Genomic DNA, 25,849 nt, shown 5'->3' with positions numbered 1-25,849 from the left:
ATAATTGTAAATTTACCTTACCCAAAAGAGTTGGAACATCTATAAAAACAGGGTGCAACAGCACCCTATTTTATTTTAACTGATTAACACATTATTCAACTTGTGCATTTGCCGCTGTACATACATTTGCAGCATTAATTTCACGCTGACTCACTTCTGATACAGCAGGTAAATTATCACGTTGAATACCGAGCGCAGGCAATAATTGACCCATGCTATACAGTGTTTGGAATTGTGCAACTTTCAAATCATATTGCGTAGTTACATAAGCACGATTGGCTTGGAATGCTTCATTTTCCGAGTCTAAAACATCAAGTAATGTACGACGACCAATATCAAACTGATCGTTATATGCTTTTACAACTGAAGCAGATTCATCACGATGACGTTGTAACCATTCTAACTGGCTGCTGTAGTTATTCACATTGTTATAAGCCACCGTTGATGTTTGGCGAATATCGACACATGCTTTGTTTTTCAAATCATTAGATAATGAAACACGTGCATTGGCAGCATTCATGGCTGCTCTGTCTGCAAAACCATTAAATAGATTGTAGTTGAGTCTTAATTCAACTGCGCTATCTTGCCCGTATTTATCGTTATCGGGATTGCTACGCTCATCAAAACTATTACGGTTTTGATATAAACCTGTACGCGCCACAAACGAAAGTTTCGGGTACATATTGGCTTTAAATTCTTGAGCACTCGCACGCGCATATTGCATTTCACTTAACGCAGCTTTTAAGCTGTTGTTATTGTTATACGCAGAGGTAATCAATTCTTGTGTGTTGTTTGGCAGTGCCACATTCACACTTACTGGCGCAAGATTACTACTTGGCTCCACCCCAACAATTCGTGCAAAACGTGCAGATACATCATTTAAGTTGGCCTGTTCAGTCATCAAGTTGGTTTGAGCAAGTGATAAACGACCTGTGATTTGTGACAAATCTGCTCTATTACCTACACCCTGATTGGTACGTTGTAATACTTGATTATAAACACGTTGATGATTGGCAAAATTTCCTTCTGCCAAACCAACCAGTTCGCGATAACGCTGTACATCTAAATATGCTTGAGTTGCTTCAAGTGCTTTTTGTTCAATACCTGCATTCAAATCGTAATAACGTTTTAGCGCAGCATAATCGCCTTGTTCAACTTTGCTTTTAATACGAAAACCATCGAACAACACTTGCGTTAATGCAATTTCTGCCTGACCTTGATTGAACCAACCACGATCACCATCGAATTCACGATTGCCTTTGCCATAGGCTGCGTTCAAATCTAACGATGGTAAATACCCTGCTCGCGCCTGTTTTTGGTTCGCAGTGGCTTCAAGAAAGTTTGACCATTGCACCTGAACTTCTGGGTTATTTTCAATCGCAGTTTTAGTCACTGAGGTTAAATCTGCTGCTGATACGGTCATTGCTACACTTGCCCCAGCAACCATGCTTGCGATTTTTGTTAATGCTAATACTTTCACAGGTTTCCCCTTGTTTTAAGGTTTCTTAAATGTTTAACGATGTTGCCATCATATTAATAAATAAATTTGGGATAGAGGGCGAAGTGACTACGCCCTCTACGCTAGGTTTAAGTCTGGAAGTTGGTTTTGCTGATCATGTCTTCTAAGTCGGCAAAGCTCTGACCTGTGACCACAATATTGACACTCTTCGTATTCGCTGTATCGTGAATATTGATGGTTGTACCGCTTGCACTCACGAACTGGCTCAAGGTTGCATCATTGCCATTCCAGCCTAGAGCGGTAAGCAATGCTGTCGCATCAATCTTGTCACCCAGCAGATTAAAGTCGGTGATGGTATCGGTATCTGGTGTAGCAAACAAACCAATATCGTTTGCACCCCAGACAAAGGTATCTGAGCCAGTTCCACCCGTGAGGATATCATTGCCTGCACCACCTCTAAGGATGTCATCGCCTGCCGCACCATTTAAGGTATCGTTGCCCGCACCACCATAGATAGTATCGTTACCAGCAGTACCCGCTTTACCAGCCCAGACACTCAGATCCATCTGTGCAGTTTTCAGGGGTGAATCATTACCAACTTTGGCTCCAGTTGTCACATCTGTTTCGTAGGTAAATGCTGTAATACCGATCTGGTTGGTCAGCTTACCTGCTGTAGCAGTATGCATAAACTTCAGCTCGTTCAGCTCACTCTGCGTCAAGCCCTTAAGCTCCCACGCCGATGTTGTTGCATTCCAGCTCGCACGAGTTGAATCCATAGCTGTCGTACCGATAAAGAACTGTACGCCTGCACCATCAGGGAAACCTGTCAATGTCAAATCTGTACGTTCAATATGCGCATCTACAACTGACGGATTATTGTTGTTAATTACAACCGGATCATCCATTGCAGCGTTAAGACGCAAGTCAATCAAGTCACCTGCAAAGCCAAAGCTCATGGTTGGGTTCAACTCAATACCTGTCGCATTCGGAACAATCACAAACTTAAATGGTAGATCATGTATCGTTGCCGCTGTACTACCTGCTTCCTGAGTCACAATATTCAGTTTTAACCCACTGTTTTGTGTACCGGCGATACCAGCTGGAAGTGTACCACTCCAGTTTGCAGGTGCCTGAATCCAGATCTTCGGTACTGTCGTCGCATTCGGTGCTGTTGGAACAACCCATAAACCCTCACCTGCGTTGTTGGCAAGCGCTTCACTACCTGCATTGCCATACCATACCGTAAAGCCGGTTGGTAAGCCTTCGATATAGACAGACTTAATGGTTTCGATTGGATCCGGCAACAAAGTACCTTTCCATGCAACTTCGGTGAATTTGTTAGCCGCCGTTGCTGCTGCACCATTATGCTCCGTACCATTCGAAGTCACCGAAATATCTGGTGGGGTATTGGTATGGTTCACTTTTAATACAGTCTGGTTGTGTGATACTTCAATTGATGTATCGACACCATTGACCAGGTCTGGATTTTCCTTGTTGCGTGCATACACTTCAAATGGAATGTCGCCACTGTCATAAGGGTCGGTTGGACGATATTCCAGACCAGTTACCAGTTTACTTCCCGGTGCAACAACAGGTACGACATAGTAACTGCCTGCAGGAATACCTGCCGGAACACTAGTCGTGGTGCTCAGTGCCGAACCATTATGATACAGGGTACCCGGAACAGCACTACTATCTATCTTGATGTAAACTACACCATCCACGACAACCCAGTCACCTGCCACATCTTTACCATTCGTCACTTCAAGACTGATTGGAATGATGTTTTCTTCCTCAACTGACGCTGGTGCATTAATCGTAATTGCACCCTCATCGGTCACAGGATATAAGGTAATACGGCTGTCTGCATCAACCTGTACCCAGAAACCTGCATTATTTTGCAATGTAACTGTTACATCCAGATCCCAGTTGCCCATACCACCCATACTATTGTTTGAGTTGTTATTAGCATCTACTGGTGGTACGACCCGAATCTCAGCCAGCATATCATTCAGAGCAGTCTGTAAATTAGCGTTTGGCTGATTTTGTCTTGTCATCGTCCATAGAACGATTGTTTCTCCATTTTCCTCTACTTCTGTACGGGTTAATCGATTATTCGCACCATCAACCAACTCCACACCATCACCCAGTTTGGTACGGATGGTTACCGTAACATCATGATGTGTTGATGTCGGGTTATTACTGATGTCAATCGTACCACTCACCACAGTATTCAGATTGATATTAGCACCATCCTCCGGATGGGTTGGATCTCGAGGCATTACCTCAATGGTTGGCAAGGTTTGAGGTACAGTACCTGCAAAGTCTGCGCTTAACCACCATGAGATAGAATCAGAAATCACCGCACCGGCTGTTCCATCTTGTGTAAATGTAGTAATGGTAATTTCAGTTGGGTTAATATCCCCTGCCTGACTACCAACCACAAAATCAACATATTTGGATACAGGACCATTCATAGTAGCCGTAGGGTTCTGGACAATCCATTTGCCATTACCAGCAAATATGGCTCCCGAAACAGTTACACCTTCCGGTACTCCCTCGATCACGATACCTACTATACGTTCACTACCATCATAGTCGCCACCAACCACAAGAGCGTTACCAGGCTGAGCCGGTTTGGTCACATCAAAGTTCACACGTACAGAACCATCGGTCGTCATGTGCAGGATATTTGGAAGATCTGCACCTGTACCTGTCGAAGTACCTGTTGTTGTATTAATCAATCCACGGATAACATCCATCGGATCAGTCACTTCACGGAAGTGTAATGTGTGATTCGCAGAGTCAATGCGTGTACTTGGATTAAGTGGTGTTGTAGAACCCAGCGCCGGATTTGCAGTATCACTTACCTGATACTGGATGTTATTAATGGTAATGTCACCATAATAGTTCACAGGACCCTTGACATATACATTGTTTACATCAGCAGCATTGAACTGATAATACTCAACACCACCAACATTCACTTTATGAGCAACTTCGGCATCGGTATATGTATAGTTACCTGTTGAACCGGAGCGTACATATAACGTCAGGTCACCATTCGTAGTATTTTTAATCTGATCAACACGAATACGTACCCAGTCCACAACTTCGTCCGTATCATTGCCTGTTTCACCATGATAGACAGGTCTAAAGTCAATCTTACTGTGTGTATAGTCGTCTTCCACTACATCCGATGTTACATTCAGTGTTGCTTCTACCGAAGGTACAACTTCAAAGACAACATTCTTCGGTGCAAAGAAGATTTCCGAGTTGTTGTCGTTTTCTGTTACGACAGGCTGCACAGTAAATGCGACACGACCACTAAAGTTCGGTGGTGTCTTAATTTTAATAGCACCACTATCGATATCCTGTGGTCGAATCGACCATAAACGAGCTTCACCCGTACCACTACCAATGATCGGACCAGCACCTTCCAGATCAAAGCCATCCGGTAAGCCAGTAATACGCAGGGTAAGCGTTTCCGAACCATCAGCAGATGTACCTGAGTTCTTCACAGAATTCAGTTCGCCTGAGGTTAAGCCATCTACCAGATCTTTAAGTAGAATCAGGTTCTTACCACCCGCACCAGCTCCACCAACAGTATCCAGATCAGATTCTACGTAGTGATTACCCACTGCAACAGTGCGATCTGTCGTATCCAGATCCGGAGTATCCGGTACACCTTGAAGGGTGATACGAATATCCAGTGGATGCTGAATCTGCGTCACAGAAGTATAGGCAGGATCCACAACACCCGGGATATAGAGGGTATCGACTGCTTCGGCATCCACTTTCAGGGTAAACTCGTTGTTACTGTCCTTAGGCGGTACCATCTCTAGTGGTAAATTGCTCTTAAAGTCATTGATAACCAGTCTGAGCTTACCTGCATTAGCCGGATCTGCTTCCAGATAAGCATTCGGATTGTGCGCCGGATCGCTACTTAGCAGTAACTTAGTAACGTTATAGTAGATCTCGGTACCAATGCCCACAGGATCCAGTGGATCCATAGGAATATTACTTACCTTGATATTAAAGGTTTCATCTGTATCCGAGCTAAATGGTTTGATGTTGAGTTTAATCTTGTTGTTTACATCATCATAGCCATGACCAGCTTCGGTACGATCATTACGTCCTTGATCTTCATACGCATGAATACGTGCATCGACCCCTACAGTAACTTCCTCAGCAACAGGCAGGACAATCAGGTTCTTCAACCATGCCACACCAGATGTTTCATAAGCTGTTGGGGTATTACTATCTTCATCATAATCACGGGTAACTGCCTGTACTTTAATATAGACTTCACCCGAGAAGTTTAGAGGAGACTTGAACTGTACTGTATCCAGATCCGCAACAGGAATGCGCACGCCATTGCCACCAGATGCACCACCACCAGGAACCTGGAACTGAGCACCTGTTATTGGCTCTAAACTAGTAATAGCGTTGGTCATCGGATCACGAACTACACGATATGCAGTCAATGCAGCAAAGGTGTCTTCCTTATTACCATTTGTACCGCCTGCACCTGTGCCATCTTCGTTATACCATGGCGATTTGAAGTTAAAGCTATCATTTGGTTTATGCAGTGTAAACCATTGATCTTCCTGAGCCACAGTCGTCAGTTGTGGATCATCCTTATTCGCTGGATTATAGGTATAAGTATGATCAGGATTCATGGTCAGATCGTCAGTACCTGGCTGTGCCGATGTATCGTTGTTCGCATTGTTTGCATTACCATCGGTATTACGTGGTCGCCAGTTTGCAGGGTTATCCCCATTCGTCGGGAATAATGGATTTCCAGATGGATCATCCCGACCACCTACTACTCCAGGTGCAGGATAGTATTCAAAGGATTCCGGTACTGCTCTTACTTCGACTGCAATCGTTAAGGATGTGTCTTTCGGTGCTGAGTTACCATGTATCGCATTACTGTCGGTTGAATTGACAATAACGTTAAAATCATGGTCCAGACTACTATGTGCTGGTGGCAGAATCTGGAATGCATCCAGTACCGCCTCACGAGCTACCTGATCAGATGTACCGTTAAAGGTAATCACATAATCATTGTCAATACCATCTGGATCGAGTGCGACCCATGCACCTGCCCATGTACCATCGTTTGTTGGCGGTATCAGTTTCCAGTCGGCAGGGATATCTTTGATGGTGACGCTATTCATGCGCTCGCCATGTGGATTTGTTAGGACAGTATAGAGTGCATCTCTATCTGAAACCTGAACGCCTGCAAGGAAATTAACTGCTGTATCTTCCCATGTCCATGGATCAGTCGTGTTGTTAACATCTCCTGCAACAGGTGGTACATTCAGATTTAACCAGATGGTGTTGTTAGCTGTATTCGCTTCTGACGGTACATTTGGTGTTGGATTCTGATTCGTGGTACCAGTTTGCCATACAGGTGCTGTCGCCGGATTACTGTCATGATCATAGTAGAATCCATCGCTATCACGGTCATGGGTATTAATCGTAATCCGAATATCATCGATCTCACCACTAAAGTCCTGACCGGCTGCAATACGGATTAACGAGAAGCTGGTTTCAGTACCAGTCTGTCCATTCGTGCCACTGCGACTGCTTATGGTTACACTTTCACCTTCGTTCAATACTCTCCAGTTACCATTGCCAGAAATGCTGCTATGCCAGACCATAATCGGACCGCCAGAACCATTTGGGTTGCTAATGGTAATCGAACGTACTTCTGAACCATCACGATCGGTATAAGCTGCATCAATTACAGGGTTAAGGGCAAAATATTTATCCTCATTAAGAGTAACAGTTGCATGTCGGTTATCCGTATACGCCATTGTGTAATTCGGATTATTCGATGGGTCAGAATCGCCACGAGCAGCGCCCATGGATACTGTTGTACCTGTGCTTGTACCTGCGGTTACAAAACTCGGATCATAAACCAGACTTGCATCATCAGTCACGGCACGTACAGACACCTGAATCGTTGAGGTACTGGTTGCACCCTGACCCAGAGCATCGTCTGAATTATTGTTTGGTGTCGTACCAGAACCCCATCCATACTCTGCTTCTGTACGGATTGCACCTGGTGTGCCTGTTGCATGACCCGCAGGATAGACTTCGTAGCTCGTCGCAGTAACATCTATAGAGAAGTTTTCATGACGATCTGCACCCGGTTTGGCACGAATCGCCTGATAGTCTGCCTCAGTCATATAGATGGTATTTGGCATACCCAACGTGATACCTGCATGGTGGTAGGTATGATCAACCTGACCCATAGCATCAACAATCACAATGTTATAAGTCTTGTCACCATTGCCGGCAGTAGAAGACGGCGTATAATCCGTACCTCCTGCATTCGTCAGGGTAGCACCGTTGTTGGTGTAATGTGAGCCTGTTGCAACACCATTAGGATGCGCACCATCACCTTTAAGAGTAAGTGTAATCACGCCTAGACGTTCCGGATTGTCACCAAGTGCATGATTCACACCTGTTACATCATTATCCGTATTATCCTTAATCGCAGGTTTCACCAGATTTAGAGCGACGGATGTATCTTCATCTGTAAATACATTCTGTACAGTAATAACCGGTGCATCATTGGATACAGGAATGACTTCCATGTTCACGGTAAAGGTTTTAGAACCGTTATCCGTTGTTGTGGTATAGGTAAAGGTATCTGTACCGCTAAAGTCACCTTTTGGATAGTAAGTAATCGTACCATTGACATTGACTTTGGCATAACCATATTCGGTTTCGTAGGCTTTTACACCATTCGTAACTTCGGCAGCACTTAGAATATTTTGAGCTACACCATTTACAAAAACCTGTGTATTGGCTGGAACAGGCGTACCTGCTGTACCTGGGTTACCAACAGCATTAATCACTGTATTCGCATTTGTTCCACCTTTTGCATCGGCATTGGTGTTAAAGGTATTTGAATGTTGCGTACCTGATGGCGGAATATACAAGTCTTCATACACAATGACATTGACAGGGATCGATGTGTCTGGTGCGTCGTCAATCACTGTCACCACAATGTTACCCACAGTGGTATCACCATCACCGTCTATAATACTTAAACTGTTAAATGGAATATTAATAGATGACAGACTGTTGTGTTCCAGTGCTTTGCTTAGGGTAAAGGTGTAACCTGCGGTATAGGCCCATGGATTGATGTTGTCCAATACAATGGTAAATACAGTTGCACCACCTGCACCATCGGTTGCGGTAATGGTATGACCATCGACTGAAAGTACAAATACCAGATTTTCATTGTTGGCTGGACCTGTACCGCCATTTGCAACAATGTTGTCCCAGTTGTTTTCCAGATTATCAATGGTTGCTTGGGTAAACTTGACATCGGCAACACTACCTGAATTTTTATCTGCACCAAAGTTCAGGTTTAATGTACCTGTTTTGGTGAGTTCTAATGGGTTCGGGTTACTACCTAGTGGTAAGTATCGCTCATCCAAAATCGCAGTAGTCGAACTGGTGAATGTTGGACCATCGTCCAAGAATTTGAAGCGATCGCCGATGTTGATACTATGCGTTGCTGTATCACCATCCTTATCGGCAATCACACCTTGAAGTCGGATTGCAGCATTCGCAATCGTTGCAGGTGTTGCCAACTCATCTGGATCGGCTGGGTTTGCATGACGAATTGAACGAGATTGCGTCAAGGTCACATCATCGCCACTTAAAGCGATACGGAATGCTTCCGCACCTGCTGAATTTGCACTACTCACATTACCAACACGACCAACCACATCATTATCCACTTTGTAGAGGTAAATAAGATTGCCTGTTTCGGTATCACGCAAACCACTTGAAACACCTGTTGTTGAAACTTGCAGTGTTTTAACAATACTACCTGCACCATCTGCACCATAATTCGTGGTAAACGCATTGGTTGCAAAACCTTGAAGCTTATTGGTTGCTGCGGCATTGAATGGTCCCATTCCATCTGGGTCAGTTGCTGGTAATGCACCTGTGGCTAGGGCTGATTCATCAACAGCAATAATACCTAATGTAGAACCTGCGGTAATGGTTGGCGCATCATCACGGAAGCCAACTTTGTCGCCCAGGTTGATGAACGCACTATGCACGTCACCATCTTTATCCGTCGCTGTTGCTGTCAGGGTCACGGTGTCTGTGGTCAGCGTGATCAGCTCATTCGGTGAGGCTGTACCACCTGTTGGGTGAACCAGAGAACGAATCTGATCCAGACCCACTTCTGCGGTTGCACTATCTACACGGATTTCAAACGCTTTCAAACCTGTTGAACTTGCAGATCCGCCTACACCTACACGACCTACAACGATGCCGCCCTCAAGGTATAAATAAACACGCTGACCTGTGGCTGTATCCACTACACCACTGTCTACTCCTGTGGCTTTAACCCCCAGGCTGTACGCTGTGCTACCTGCACCATCTGCACCGTAGTTCACACTAAACGCACTGGCAAAGTTTTCGCTATCATCTGTGGTCAGGAACGTTTCATCTACTTCTAACGCTGTAATTACCGTATTGGTGGTTACCACTGGCGCATCATCACGGAAGCCAACTTTGTCGCCCAGGTTGATGAACGCACTATTCACGTCACCATCTTTATCCGTCGCTGTTGCTGTCAAGGTCACGGTGTCTGTGGTCAGCGTGATCAGCTCATTCGGTGACGCTGTACCACCTGTTGGGTGAACCAGAGAACGAATCTGATCCAGACCCACTTCTGCGGTCGCACTATCTACACGGATTTCAAACGCTTTCAAACCTGTTGAACTTGCAGATCCGCCTACACCTACACGACCTACAACGATGCCGCCCTCAAGGTATAAATAAACACGCTGACCTGTGGCTGTATCCACTACACCACTGTCTACTCCTGTGGCTTTAACCCCCAGGCTGTACGCTGTGCTACCTGCACCATCTGCACCGTAGTTCACACTAAACGCACTGGCAAAGTTTTCGCTATCATCTGTGGTCAATACCGTTTCATCTACCTCTAACGCTGTACTTACCGTATTGGTGGTTACCACTGGCGCATCATCACGGAAGCCGACTTTGTCGCCCAGGTTGATGAACCCACTATGCACGTCACCATCTTTATCCGTCGCTGTTGCTGTCAGGGTCACGGTGTCTGTGGTCAGCGTGATCAGCTCATTCGGTGATGTTGCACCACCTGTTGGGTGAACCAGAGAACGAATCTGATCCAGACCCACTTCTGCGGTTGCACTATCTACACGGATTTCAAACGCTTTCGCACCTGATGCGTCCGCTGAACCTGCATTACCCACACGTCCAACCACTACACCACTTTCAAGATACAGATAGACTTTCTCGCCTGTGGCTGTATCCACTACACCACTGTCTACTCCTGTGGCTTTAACCCCCAGGCTGTACGCTGTGCTACCTGCACCATCTGCACCGTAGTTCACACTAAACGCACTGGCAAAGTTTTCGCTATCATCTGTGGTCAGGAACGTTTCATCTACTTCTAACGCTGTACCTACCGTATTGGTGGTTACCACTGGCGCATCATCACGGAAGCCAACTTTGTCGCCCAGGTTGATGAACGCACTATGCACGTCACCATCTTTATCCGTCGCTGTTGCTGTCAGGGTCACGGTGTCTGTGGTCAGCGTGATCAGCTCATTCGGTGAGGCTGTACCACCTGTTGGGTGAACCAGAGAACGAATCTGATCCAGACCCACTTCTGCGGTTGCACTATCTACACGGATTTCAAACGCTTTCAAACCTGTTGAACTTGCAGATCCGCCTACACCTACACGACCTACAACGATGCCGCCCTCAAGGTATAAATAAACACGCTGACCTGTGGCTGTATCCACTACACCACTGTCTACTCCTGTGGCTTTAACCCCCAGGCTGTACGCTGTGCTACCTGCACCATCTGCACCGTAGTTCACACTAAACGCACTGGCAAAGTTTGCGCTATCATCTGTGGTCAATACGGTTTCATCTACCTCTAACGCTGTACTTACCGTATTGGTGGTTACCACTGGCGCATCATCACGGAAGCCGACTTTGTCGCCCAGGTTGATGAACGCACTATGCACGTCACCATCTTTATCCGTCGCTGTTGCTGTCAGGGTCACGGTGTCTGTGGTCAGCGTGATCAGCTCATTCGGTGATGTTGCACCACCTGTTGGGTGAACCAGAGAACGAATCTGATCCAGACCCACTTCTGCGGTTGCACTATCTACACGGATTTCAAACGCTTTCGCACCTGTTGAACTTGCAGATCCGCCTACACCTACACGACCTACAACGATGCCGCCCTCAAGGTATAAATAAACACGCTGACCTGTGGCTGTATCCACTACACCACTGTCTACTCCTGTGGCTTTAACCCCCAGGCTGTACACCAGGGCATTGGTTGTCGCTGCTCCATCTGCACCGTAGTTCACACTAAACGCACTGGCAAAGTTTTCGCTATCATCTGTGGTCAGGAACGTTTCATCTACTTCTAACGCTGTACCTACCGTATTGGTGGTTACCACTGGCGCATCATCACGGAAGCCAACTTTGTCGCCCAGGTTGATGAACGCACTATGCACGTCACCATCTTTATCCGTCGCTGTTGCTGTCAGGGTCACGGTGTCTGTGGTCAGCGTGATCAGCTCATTCGGTGATGTTGCACCACCTGTTGGGTGAACCAGAGAACGAATCTGATCCAGACCCACTTCTGCGGTTGCACTATCTACACGGATTTCAAACGCTTTCGCACCTGATGCGTCCGCTGAACCTGCATTACCCACACGTCCAACCACTACACCACTTTCAAGATACAGATAGACTTTCTCGCCTGTGGCTGTATCAACTACACCACTGTCTACTCCTGTGGCTTTAACCCCCAGGCTGTACACCAGGGCATTGGTTGTCGCTGCTCCATCTGCGCCATAATTAACCGTAAACGCACTGGCAAAGTTTGCGCTATCATCTGTGGTCAATACGGTTTCATCTACCTCTAACGCTGTACTTACCGTATTGGTGGTTACCACTGGCGCATCATCACGGAAGCCGACTTTGTCGCCCAGGTTGATGAACCCACTATGCACGTCACCATCTTTATCCGTCGCTGTTGCTGTCAGGGTCACGGTGTCTGTGGTCAGCGTGATCAGCTCATTCGGTGAGGCTGTACCACCTGTTGGGTGAACCAGAGAACGAATCTGATCCAGACCCACTTCTGCGGTTGCACTATCTACACGGATTTCAAACGCTTTCAAACCTGTTGAACTTGCAGATCCGCCTACACCTACACGACCTACAACGATGCCGCCCTCAAGGTATAAATAAACACGCTGACCTGTGGCTGTATCCACTACACCACTGTCTACTCCTGTGGCTTTAACCCCCAGGCTGTACGCTGTGCTACCTGCACCATCTGCACCGTAGTTCACACTAAACGCACTGGCAAAGTTTTCGCTATCATCTGTGGTCAGGAACGTTTCATCTACCTCTAACGCTGTAATTACCGTATTGGTGGTTACCACTGGCGCATCATCACGGAAGCCAACTTTGTCGCCCAGGTTGATGAACGCACTATGCACGTCACCATCTTTATCCGTCGCTGTTGCTGTCAGGGTCACGGTGTCTGTGGTCAGCGTGATCAGCTCATTCGGTGATGTTGCACCACCTGTTGGGTGAACCAGAGAACGAATCTGATCCAGACCCACTTCTGCGGTTGCACTATCTACACGGATTTCAAACGCTTTCAAACCTGTTGAACTTGCAGATCCGCCTACACCTACACGACCTACAACGATGCCGCCCTCAAGGTATAAATAAACACGCTGACCTGTGGCTGTATCCACTACACCACTGTCTACTCCTGTGGCTTTAACCCCCAGGCTGTACGCTGTGCTACCTGCACCATCTGCACCGTAGTTCACACTAAACGCACTGGCAAAGTTTTCGCTATCATCTGTGGTCAGGAACGTTTCATCAACTTCTAACGCTGTACTTACCGTATTGGTGGTTACCACTGGTGCATCATCACGGAAGCCGACTTTGTCGCCCAGGTTGATGAACGCACTATGCACGTCACCATCTTTATCCGTCGCTGTTGCTGTCAGGGTCACGGTGTCTGTGGTCAGCGTGATCAGCTCATTCGGTGACGCTGTACCACCTGTTGGGTGAACCAGAGAACGAATCTGATCCAGACCCACTTCTGCGGTTGCACTATCTACACGGATTTCAAACGCTTTCAAACCTGTTGAACTTGCAGATCCGCCTACACCTACACGACCTACAACGATGCCGCCCTCAAGGTATAAATAAACACGCTGACCTGTGGCTGTATCCACTACACCACTGTCTACTCCTGTGGCTTTAACCCCCAGGCTGTACGCTGTGCTACCTGCACCATCTGCACCGTAGTTCACACTAAACGCACTGGCAAAGTTTTCGCTATCATCTGTGGTCAATACGGTTTCATCTACCTCTAACGCTGTAATTACCGTATTGGTGGTTACCACTGGCGCATCATCACGGAAGCCGACTTTGTCGCCCAGGTTGATGAACGCACTATGCACGTCACCATCTTTATCCGTCGCTGTTGCTGTCAAGGTCACGGTGTCTGTGGTCAGCGTGATCAGCTCATTCGGTGACGCTGTACCACCTGTTGGGTGAACCAGAGAACGAATCTGATCCAGACCCACTTCTGCGGTCGCACTATCTACACGGATTTCAAACGCTTTCAAACCTGTTGAACTTGCAGATCCGCCTACACCTACACGACCTACAACGATGCCGCCCTCAAGGTATAAATAAACACGCTGACCTGTGGCTGTATCCACTACACCACTGTCTACTCCTGTGGCTTTAACCCCCAGGCTGTACGCTGTGCTACCTGCACCATCTGCACCGTAGTTCACACTAAACGCACTGGCAAAGTTTTCGCTATCATCTGTGGTCAGGAACGTTTCATCTACCTCTAACGCTGTAATTACCGTATTGGTGGTTACCACTGGCGCATCATCACGGAAGCCAACTTTGTCGCCCAGGTTGATGAACGCACTATGCACGTCACCATCTTTATCCGTCGCTGTTGCTGTCAGGGTCACGGTGTCTGTGGTCAGCGTGATCAGCTCATTCGGTGATGTTGCACCACCTGTTGGGTGAACCAGAGAACGAATCTGATCCAGACCCACTTCTGCGGTTGCACTATCTACACGGATTTCAAACGCTTTCGCACCTGATGCGTCCGCTGAACCTGCATTACCGACGCGTCCAACCACTACACCACTTTCAAGATACAGATAGACTTTCTCGCCTGTGGCTGTATCCACTACACCACTGTCTACTCCTGTGGCTTTAACCCCCAGGCTGTACGCTGTGCTACCTGCACCATCTGCACCGTAGTTCACACTAAACGCACTGGCAAAGTTTTCGCTATCATCTGTGGTCAATACGGTTTCATCTACCTCTAACGCTGTAATTACCGTATTGGTGGTTACCACTGGCGCATCATCACGGAAGCCGACTTTGTCGCCCAGGTTGATGAACGCACTATGCACGTCACCATCTTTATCCGTCGCTGTTGCTGTCAAGGTCACGGTGTCTGTGGTCAGCGTGATCAGCTCATTCGGTGAGGCTGTACCACCTGTTGGGTGAACCAGAGAACGAATCTGATCCAGACCCACTTCTGCGGTTGCACTATCTACACGGATTTCAAACGCTTTCGCACCTGATGCGTCCGCTGAACCTGCATTACCCACACGTCCAACCACTACACCACTTTCAAGATACAGATAGACTTTCTCGCCTGTGGCTGTATCAACTACACCACTGTCTACTCCTGTGGCTTTAACCCCCAGGCTGTACACCAGGGCATTGGTTGTCGCTGCTCCATCTGCGCCATAATTAACCGTAAACGCACTGGCAAAGTTTGCGCTATCATCTGTGGTCAATACGGTTTCATCTACCTCTAACGCTGTACTTACCGTATTGGTGGTTACCACTGGCGCATCATCACGGAAGCCGACTTTGTCGCCCAGGTTGATGAACCCACTATGCACGTCACCATCTTTATCCGTCGCTGTTGCTGTCAAGGTCACGGTGTCTGTGGTCAGCGTGATCAGCTCATTCGGTGACGCTGTACCACCTGTTGGGTGAACCAGAGAACGAATCTGATCCAGACCCACTTCTGCGGTCGCACTATCTACACGGATTTCAAACGCTTTCAAACCTGTTGAACTTGCAGATCCGCCTACACCTACACGACCTACAACGATGCCGCCCTCAAGGTATAAATAAACACGCTGACCTGTGGCTGTATCCACTACACCACTGTCTACTCCTGTGGCTTTAACCCCCAGGCTGTACGCTGTGCTACCTGCACCATCTGCACCGTAGTTCACACTAAACGCACTGGCAAAGTTTTCGCTATCATCTGTGGTCAGGAACGTTTCATCTACCTCTAACGCTGTAATTACCGTATTGGTGGTTACCACTGGCGCATCATCACGGAAGCCAACTTTGTCGCCCAGGTTGATGAACGCACTATGCACGTCACCATCTTTATCCGTCGCTGTTGCTGTCAGGGTCACGGTGTCTGTGGTCAGCGTGATCAGCTCATTCGGTGAGGCTGTACCACCTGTTGGGTGAACCAGAGAACGAATCTGATCCAGACCCACTTCTGCGGTTGCACTATCTACACGGATTTCAAACGCTTTCGCACCTGATGCGTCCGCTGAACCTGCATTACCCACACGTCCAACCACTACACCACTTTCAAGATACAGATAGACTTTCTCGCCTGTGGCTGTATCAACTACACCACTGTCTACTCCTGTGGCTTTAACCCCCAGGCTGTACACCAGGGCATTGGTTGTCGCTGCTCCATCTGCGCCATAATTAACCGTAAACGCACTGGCAAAGTTTGCGCTATCATCTGTGGTCAATACGGTTTCATCTACCTCTAACGCTGTACTTACCGTATTGGTGGTTACCACTGGCGCATCATCACGGAAGCCGACTTTGTCGCCCAGGTTGATGAACCCACTATGCACGTCACCATCTTTATCCGTCGCTGTTGCTGTCAGGGTCACGGTGTCTGTGGTCAGCGTGATCAGCTCATTCGGTGATGTTGCACCACCTGTTGGGTGAACCAGAGAACGAATCTGATCCAGACCCACTTCTGCGGTTGCACTATCTACACGGATTTCAAACGCTTTCGCACCTGTTGAACTTGCAGATCCGCCTACACCTACACGACCTACAACGATGCCGCCCTCAAGGTATAAATAAACACGCTGACCTGTGGCTGTATCCACTACACCACTGTCTACTCCTGTGGCTTTAACCCCCAGGCTGTACACCAGGGCATTGGTTGTCGCTGCTCCATCTGCACCGTAGTTCACACTAAACGCACTGGCAAAGTTTTCGCTATCATCTGTGGTCAGGAACGTTTCATCTACTTCTAACGCTGTACCTACCGTATTGGTGGTTACCACTGGCGCATCATCACGGAAGCCAACTTTGTCGCCCAGGTTGATGAACGCACTATGCACGTCACCATCTTTATCCGTCGCTGTTGCTGTCAGGGTCACGGTGTCTGTGGTCAGCGTGATCAGCTCATTCGGTGAGGCTGTACCACCTGTTGGGTGAACCAGAGAACGAATCTGATCCAGACCCACTTCTGCGGTTGCACTATCTACACGGATTTCAAACGCTTTCGCACCTGATGCGTCCGCTGAACCTGCATTACCCACACGTCCAACCACTACACCACTTTCAAGATACAGATAGACTTTCTCGCCTGTGGCTGTATCAACTACACCACTGTCTACTCCTGTGGCTTTAACCCCCAGGCTGTACACCAGGGCATTGGTTGTCGCTGCTCCATCTGCGCCATAATTAACCGTAAACGCACTGGCAAAGTTTGCGCTATCATCTGTGGTCAATACGGTTTCATCTACCTCTAACGCTGTACTTACCGTATTGGTGGTTACCACTGGCGCATCATCACGGAAGCCGACTTTGTCGCCCAGGTTGATGAACCCACTATGCACGTCACCATCTTTATCCGTCGCTGTTGCTGTCAGGGTCACGGTGTCTGTGGTCAGCGTGATCAGCTCATTCGGTGATGTTGCACCACCTGTTGGGTGAACCAGAGAACGAATCTGATCCAGACCCACTTCTGCGGTTGCACTATCTACACGGATTTCAAACGCTTTCGCACCTGATGCGTCCGCTGAACCTGCATTACCCACACGTCCAACCACTACACCACTTTCAAGATACAGATAGACTTTCTCGCCTGTGGCTGTATCCACTACACCACTGTCTACTCCTGTGGCTTTAACCCCCAGGCTGTACGCTGTGCTACCTGCACCATCTGCACCGTAGTTCACACTAAACGCACTGGCAAAGTTTTCGCTATCATCTGTGGTCAGGAACGTTTCATCTACTTCTAACGCTGTACCTACCGTATTGGTGGTTACCACTGGCGCATCATCACGGAAGCCAACTTTGTCGCCCAGGTTGATGAACGCACTATGCACGTCACCATCTTTATCCGTCGCTGTTGCTGTCAGGGTCACGGTGTCTGTGGTCAGCGTGATCAGCTCATTCGGTGAGGCTGTACCACCTGTTGGGTGAACCAGAGAACGAATCTGATCCAGACCCACTTCTGCGGTTGCACTATCTACACGGATTTCAAACGCTTTCGCACCTGATGCGTCCGCTGAACCTGCATTACCCACACGTCCAACCACTACACCACTTTCAAGATACAGATAGACTTTCTCGCCTGTGGCTGTATCAACTACACCACTGTCTACTCCTGTGGCTTTAACCCCCAGGCTGTACACCAGGGCATTGGTTGTCGCTGCTCCATCTGCGCCATAATTAACCGTAAACGCACTGGCAAAGTTTGCGCTATCATCTGTGGTCAATACGGTTTCATCTACCTCTAACGCTGTACTTACCGTATTGGTGGTTACCACTGGCGCATCATCACGGAAGCCGACTTTGTCGCCCAGGTTGATGAACGCACTATGCACGTCACCATCTTTATCCGTCGCTGTTGCTGTCAGGGTCACGGTGTCTGTGGTCAGCGTGATCAGCTCATTCGGTGATGTTGCACCACCTGTTGGGTGAACCAGAGAACGAATCTGATCCAGACCCACTTCTGCGGTTGCACTATCTACACGGATTTCAAACGCTTTCGCACCTGATGCGTCCGCTGAACCTGCATTACCCACACGTCCAACCACTACACCACTTTCAAGATACAGATAGACTTTCTCGCCTGTGGCTGTATCCACTACACCACTGTCTACTCCTGTGGCTTTAACCCCCAGGCTGTACGCTGTGCTACCTGCACCATCTGCACCGTAGTTCACACTAAACGCACTGGCAAAGTTTTCGCTATCATCTGTGGTCAGGAACGTTTCATCTACCTCTAACGCTGTAATTACCGTATTGGTGGTTACCACTGGCGCATCATCACGGAAGCCAACTTTGTCGCCCAGGTTGATGAACGCACTATGCACGTCACCATCTTTATCCGTCGCTGTTGCTGTCAGGGTCACGGTGTCTGTGGTCAGCGTGATCAGCTCATTCGGTGATGTTGCACCACCTGTTGGGTGAACCAGAGAACGAATCTGATCCAGACCCACTTCTGCGGTTGCACTATCTACACGGATTTCAAACGCTTTCAAACCTGTTGAACTTGCAGATCCGCCTACACCTACACGACCTACAACGATGCCGCCCTCAAGGTATAAATAAACACGCTGACCTGTGGCTGTATCCACTACACCACTGTCTACTCCTGTGGCTTTAACCCCCAGGCTGTACGCTGTGCTACCTGCACCATCTGCACCGTAGTTCACACTAAACGCACTGGCAAAGTTTTCGCTATCATCTGTGGTCAGGAACGTTTCATCAACTTCTAACGCTGTACTTACCGTATTGGTGGTTACCACTGGTGCATCATCACGGAAGCCGACTTTGTCGCCCAGGTTGATGAACGCACTATTCACGTCACCATCTTTATCCGTCGCTGTTGCTGTCAGGGTCACGGTGTCTGTGGTCAGCGTGATCAGCTCATTCGGTGACGCTGTACCACCTGTTGGGTGAACCAGAGAACGAATCTGATCCAGACCCACTTCTGCGGTTGCACTATCTACACGGATTTCAAACGCTTTCAAACCTGTTGAACTTGCAGATCCGCCTACACCTACACGACCTACAACGATGCCGCCCTCAAGGTATAAATAAACACGCTGACCTGTGGCTGTATCCACTACACCACTGTCTACTCCTGTGGCTTTAACCCCCAGGCTGTACGCTGTGCTACCTGCACCATCTGCACCGTAGTTCACACTAAACGCACTGGCAAAGTTTTCGCTATCATCTGTGGTCAGGAACGTTTCATCAACTTCTAACGCTGTACTTACCGTATTGGTGGTTACCACTGGTGCATCATCACGGAAGCCGACTTTGTCGCCCAGGTTGATGAACGCACTATGCACGTCACCATCTTTATCCGTCGCTGTTGCTGTCAGGGTCACGGTGTCTGTGGTCAGCGTGATCAGCTCATTCGGTGACGCTGTACCACCTGTTGGGTGAACCAGAGAACGAATCTGATCCAGCGTCACTTCTGCGGTTGCACTATCTACACGGATTTCAAACGCTTTCAAACCTGTTGAACTTGCAGATCCGCCTACACCTACACGACCTACAACGATGCCGCCCTCAAGGTATAAATAAACACGCTGACCTGTGGCTGTATCCACTACACCACTGTCTACTCCTGTGGCTTTAACCCCCAGGCTGTACGCTGTGCTACCTGCACCATCTGCACCGTAGTTCACACTAAACGCACTGGCAAAGTTTTCGCTATCATCTGTGGTCAGGAACGTTTCATCAACTTCTAACGCTGTACTTACCGTATTGGTGGTTACCACTGGTGCATCATCACGGAAGCCGACTTTGTCGCCCAGGTTGATGAACGCACTATTCACGTCACCATCTTTATCCGTCGCTGTTGCTGTCAGGGTCACGGTGTCTGTGGTCAGCGTGATCAGCTCATTCGGTGACGCTGTACCACCTGTTGGGTGAACCAGAGAACGAATCTGATCCAGACCCACTTCTGCGGTTGCACTATCTACACGGATTTCAAACGCTTTCAAACCTGTTGAACTTGCAGATCCGCCTACACCTACACGACCTACAACGATGCCGCCCTCAAGGTATAAATAAACACGCTGACCTGTGGCTGTATCCACTACACCACTGTCTACTCCTGTGGCTTTAACCCCCAGGCTGTACGCTGTGCTACCTGCACCATCTGCACCGTAGTTCACACTAAACGCACTGGCAAAGTTTTCGCTATCATCTGTGGTCAGGAACGTTTCATCTACCTCTAACGCTGTAATTACCGTATTGGTGGTTACCACTGGCGCATCATCACGGAAGCCAACTTTGTCGCCCAGGTTGATGAACGCACTATGCACGTCACCATCTTTATCCGTCGCTGTTGCTGTCAGGGTCACGGTGTCTGTGGTCAGCGTGATCAGCTCATTCGGTGAGGCTGTACCACCTGTTGGGTGAACCAGAGAACGAATCTGATCCAGACCCACTTCTGCGGTTGCACTATCTACACGGATTTCAAACGCTTTCGCACCTGATGCGTCCGCTGAACCTGCATTACCCACACGTCCAACCACTACACCACTTTCAAGATACAGATAGACTTTCTCGCCTGTGGCTGTATCAACTACACCACTGTCTACTCCTGTGGCTTTAACCCCCAGGCTGTACACCAGGGCATTGGTTGTCGCTGCTCCATCTGCGCCATAATTAACCGTAAACGCACTGGCAAAGTTTGCGCTATCATCTGTGGTCAATACGGTTTCATCTACCTCTAACGCTGTACTTACCGTATTGGTGGTTACCACTGGCGCATCATCACGGAAGCCGACTTTGTCGCCCAGGTTGATGAACCCACTATGCACGTCACCATCTTTATCCGTCGCTGTTGCTGTCAATGTCACTGCATTCGTCGTTAAGTTAATGAGTTCATTCGGTGAGCCAGTACCGCCTGTTGGGTGGGTTAACGCAAGGACTTGATCTAGTGTCACTTCTCCTGTGCCTGCATTTACGCTGATACGGAATGCTTCTGCACCACCTGCGTCTGCCACACCACCACTACCAACACGTCCTACGACACTGCCTGATTCTAGGAACAGATAGACACCTTGACCAGTGGCAACATCAACTACACCACTCGGTACACCAGCACCTGATATGCCCAAGCTATAAACAGTAGTTCCCGCACCATCTGCACCATAATTGATATTAAATGCAGTGGAGAAGTTTTGGGTGTGGTCAGTTGCCAAGGTTGTTTCATCAACCTCCACATTAATGACAGCACCTGTGGTCACAATCGTTGGCGCATCATCTCGGAAACCCACTTTATCACCCAAGCTAATACTTGCAGAAGCAGTATCACCATCTCTGTCGGTCACAGTAGCCGTCAATGTCACTGCATTCGTCGTTAAGTTAATGAGTTCATTCGGTGAGCCAGTACCGCCTGTTGGGTGGGTTAACGCAAGGACTTGATCTAGTGTCACTTCTCCTGTGCCTGCATTTACGCTGATACGGAATGCTTCCGCACCACCTGCGTCTGCCACACCACCACTACCAACACGTCCTACGACACTGCCTGATTCCAGGAACAGATAGACACCTTGACCAGTGGCAACATCAACTACACCACTCGGTACACCAGCACCTGATATGCCCAAGCTATAAACAGTAGTTCCCGCACCATCTGCACCATAATTGATATTAAATGCAGTGGAGAAGTTTTGGGTGTGGTCAGTTGCCAAGGTTGTTTCATCAACCTCCACATTAATGACAGCACCTGTGGTCACAATCGTTGGCGCATCATCTCGGAAACCCACTTTATCACCCAAGCTAATACTTGCAGAAGCAGTATCACCATCTCTGTCGGTCACAGTAGCCGTCAATGTCACTGCATTCGTCGTTAAGTTAATGAGTTCATTCGGTGAGCCAGTACCGCCTGTTGGGTGGGTTAACGCAAGGACTTGATCTAGTGTCACTTCTCCTGTGCCTGCATTTACGCTGATACGGAATGCTTCCGCACCACCTGCGTCTGCCACACCACCACTACCAACACGTCCTACGACACTGCCTGATTCCAGGAACAGATAGACACCTTGACCAGTGGCAACATCAACTACACCACTCGGTACACCAGCACCTGATATGCCCAAGCTATACACCGTAGTTCCCGCACCATCTGCACCATAATTGATATTAAATGCAGTGGAGAAGTTTTGGGTGTGGTCAGTTGCCAAGGTTGTTTCATCAACCTCCACATTAATGACAGCACCTGTGGTCACAATCGTTGGCGCATCATCTCGGAAACCCACTTTATCACCCAAGCTAATACTTGCAGAAGCAGTATCACCATCTCTGTCGGTCACAGTAGCCGTCAATGTCACTGCATTCGTCGTTAAGTTAATGAGTTCATTCGGTGAGCCAGTACCGCCTGTTGGGTGGGTTAACGCAAGGACTTGATCTAGTGTCACTTCTCCTGTGCCTGCATTTACGCTGATACGGAATGCTTCCGCACCCAATGGATCCGCAAAGCCTCCTGCGCCCACTAAGCCGACCACTTCACCTGTTACCAAGGCGTACAGATAAACTGCCTGACCTGTAGCAACGTCAATCACACCACTCACTGCACCAACACTTGATATGCCGAGGCTATAAACTAGCGCGTTGCTTAATGCTTGTCCATCTGCACCGTAGGTGTTGACGGTGAAGGCACTAGCAAAGTTTTCGCTGTCATTCGTGGTCAACACTGTTTCGTCAACTTCTAATACTGTGAGTACCGCGTTGGTGGTGACGCTTGGGCCGTCATCCAAGAAGCTTAAGGTGCCTTCAATATCAAGATCCGCACTGGCCGTGTCGCCATCTTTATCCGTCGCAGTCGCTGTCAACGTGATCGCGCTGCTGATCAATGCCGAGGCATCGTTGTGATCCGCAGTGTCCGCATGCACGATGGCGCGGCTTTGGTTCAAGGTCACGTCGGCATTGGTCGCATCCACACTAACGCGGAACGCTTCTGCACCCGCTGGGTCAGCAACACCTGCTGCGCCAACCAGTCCAATGATGTCGCCATTCACGTCTTGGAACAGGTAGATGTTTTCACCAGTTACGGTGTCAACCAGACCACTGTCGCTGCCGACGGTGGTGCTTAAGCTGTAGACCAAGCTATTGGTCACTGCGGCAGTGTCTGCACCAAACGCATGCGTGAACGCATCGCTGTAACTGGCTGTCGCATCAACGCCGTAAGCGGTTTCATCCACGGTCAATGTCGCAGCGGTGCTGCCAACGCTGACGCTTGGGCCGTCATCTTCAACAATAACATTCAGCGTCGACGCTGCTGTCGCACCATGGTTGTCGGTAACGCTGGTCGGAATGGTGAAGTCAAGGATGTCTTCTACGCTGTTATCCGCATGATCCACCGCACTATCTAAGGTGACGGTGTAGTCGCCTGTTGCGCTGTCTAAGACCACCGTGATGATGGTGAGTGCACCTGCTGTACCGGTGACAGTGTTGGTCGCGGTGTCCAATGTCCACACCACGGCTACGCCATTGGAGGTCAATACGTCGCTTGGAACACCTGTAAACGCATAGGTTAACACCGCGTCGCTGTCCACATCCGCACCAACTAGACTGCCATTAAAGGTTCGACTGTTGGTGAGGTCATCACCATTGCTATCGGCAAGTCCGCCGACTAAGCCTTCTTCAGAGACCCGCGCACTACCTGAGGTCAGCTCTGGTGCAGTATTTGTTATCGTAATGGTTTCAATTGCTTGACTAGTACCGCCATGACCATCGCTGATGGTGTATGGGAAGCTAACTTGACCCACAAATCCTGTATTTGGAGTAAAGGTGATGGTGCCATCAGCAGCAACAGTCACAACGCCATTGGTTACAGGAATGCTCTGTGCTGTACCTGGTGTCAGGGTGACGCCGTTAATGCTGGTAATGCTTAAGGCGTCATTTTCTGGATCGGTATCACCTTGTAGTGGATTGAGAACCACTGGGGTGTTGTGCGGCGTGGTGTAGTTATCATTCACCGCAGCAGGTGCAGTATTTGTTATCGTAATGGTTTCAATTGCTTGACTAGTACCGCCATGACCATCGCTGATGGTGTATGGGAAGCTAACTTGACCCACAAATCCTGTATTTGGAGTAAAGGTGATGGTGCCATCAGCAGCAACAGTCACAACGCCATTGGTTACAGGAATGCTCTGTGCTGTACCTGGTGTCAGGGTGACGCCGTTAATGCTGCTAATGCTTAAGGCGTCATTTTCTGGATCGGTATCACCTTGTAGTGGATTGAGAACCACTGGGGTGTTGTGCGGCGTGGTGTAGTTGTCATTCACCGCAGCAGGTGCAGTATTTGTTATCGTAATGGTTTCAATTGCTTGACTAGTACCGCCATGACCATCGCTGATGGTGTATGGGAAGCTAACTTGACCCACAAATCCTGTATTTGGAGTAAAGGTGATGGTGCCATCAGCAGCAACAGTCACAACGCCATTGGTTACAGGAATGCTCTGTGCTGTACCTGGTGTCAGGGTGACGCCGTTAATGCTGGTAATGCTTAAGGCGTCATTTTCTGGATCGGTATCACCTTGTAGTGGATTGAGAACCACTGGGGTGTTGTGCGGCGTGGTGTAGCTATCATTCACTGCAACAGGGGGGGTATTTCCTGTTAGTGTAGATACAGACAATGGCATCCAACTTCCACCGCCCAAACCATGTTCAAAAGGCTTAATAACTGATAAGGATGCTGGATATTCAATCCCTAAAGGTGGAATATTATCGACCACCCTATTCAGCATCAAAGGGTTAATGCCATCAGCTATAGAAGTTTCACCCACTCTAGCAATCTGGACAAAACGGTGGCCGCCTTGTGTTGCCTCAGGATCACCCTCAAAAGACTCTCCTGCAATTTCAACGTAATCTTTACCCTCTTTTTTGAATACGCGACCGTCGTCTAAGCGAACAACATCATTTTGTTGTTCAGATTCATTCATTTGCTGAAATGATTTTGCAAAATTTACAATTTTGTCGATATCTGAATTTGACTCGACCAGTAAGGAATTAAGACTGAAATTACCATCGTTATTGATTAAATCTTTGCCGTGTATTTCGACTACACGACCATTTGAAAGCTGCAATACGACATTGCTTTCTTCAGAAAGATGCAATACATCCTTTGCCTGAAGTTTCGCCCCTTTTTTTAGAATTAATTTTTTATTTGTATTGGAAAAGCGCCAAACATCACCGTCAACCGAGATTACTTTTACTGTTGTATTCATT

Annotated in this window: 2 protein-coding genes; both read right to left on the bottom strand. The window is 48.3% G+C overall.

The features are described from left to right. Nucleotides 1-91: 91 nt before the first annotated feature. Complete coding sequence (locus tag LZP46_RS00445) at nucleotides 92-1,480, bottom strand: TolC family outer membrane protein (protein ID WP_178319560.1); 1,389 nt, start codon at nucleotides 1,478-1,480, stop codon at nucleotides 92-94. 107 nt (nucleotides 1,481-1,587) lie between these two features. Next, complete coding sequence (locus tag LZP46_RS00440; protein WP_236094322.1) at nucleotides 1,588-25,848, bottom strand: DUF5801 repeats-in-toxin domain-containing protein; 24,261 nt, start codon at nucleotides 25,846-25,848, stop codon at nucleotides 1,588-1,590. Nucleotide 25,849: the final 1 nt, after the last annotated feature.

The sequence above is a fragment of the Acinetobacter sp. SCLZS86 genome (assembly GCF_021560715.1).
GTDB lineage: Bacteria > Pseudomonadota > Gammaproteobacteria > Pseudomonadales > Moraxellaceae > Acinetobacter > Acinetobacter towneri_A.
The sequence above is the reverse complement of the archived record's forward strand: the minus strand, read 5'-3'. Positions and strand labels throughout refer to the sequence as shown.